The 675-nt window shown below is 52.7% G+C and carries 1 protein-coding gene; it reads left to right on the top strand.

Translation table 11 applies throughout. From position 1 onward, the window contains the following. Nucleotides 1-124: 124 nt before the first annotated feature. Nucleotides 125-505: a VOC family protein gene (locus tag MWU62_RS18840; RefSeq protein ID WP_036206769.1), complete on the top strand. Its 381-nt coding sequence runs from the start codon at nucleotides 125-127 to the stop codon at nucleotides 503-505. Nucleotides 506-675: the final 170 nt, after the last annotated feature.

Here is a 675-nt window from a genome sequence, read left to right as displayed (position 1 = left end):
TGGAAATGGTCAGGCGAACTGGCTGGCTGAAAAACTAGAGATCGTAGGCGGTGGAATACTCGCTCATTTTTGGGTTTTTCTACAGCCTCGTTATGAGTATCCGCACTCGTGAAGGGAGTCATCTGTGTTTGAAGTAAAAGCCACTCAGCATGTTTTGGCGGTCAAGGATCTTGAGGAGACCGAAAGCTACTTTCTCAACGAGCTTGGATTTTCTGTCCGGTTCCGTGTGGATGGCTGGTCGTTCTTGAGTCTTGGCGGTTTTCATATCATGTTGGGGCACTGTCCGGACGAGCTTTCGGCCCGTGATACGCATGACCATTCGTACTTCGCGTATGTGAACTGCGTGGGCATTGACGACCTTTACCGTGACTATCAGCAACGCGGTGCCGAGATTTTCCAGGTAATTTCGGACAAACCTTGGGGCTTACGCGAGTTTGGTGTAGCAACACCGGAGGGGCACCGAATCATGTTCGGAGAAGACATTGAGCCATCGGGGAGCTCATAACCAGGCGGTCAACCGGACGCCAAAAGCGTGCCGCTTTTGGTCCCCTCCGCTTACGCTCCGGCGCCGGTTACCTCAGCGTTGAGGCTGTAGAAAAACCCCAAAACGGATGGTTTTTGGTAGCATTGAGCAAACAGACAAGGAGCCGTCGGCATGCCCCGCTTCAAGCACTA

It is taken from the genome of Marinobacter sp. S6332, from assembly GCF_023016045.1.
Taxonomy (GTDB): Bacteria; Pseudomonadota; Gammaproteobacteria; order Pseudomonadales; family Oleiphilaceae; genus Marinobacter.
The sequence above is the reverse complement of the archived record's forward strand: the minus strand, read 5'-3'. Positions and strand labels throughout refer to the sequence as shown.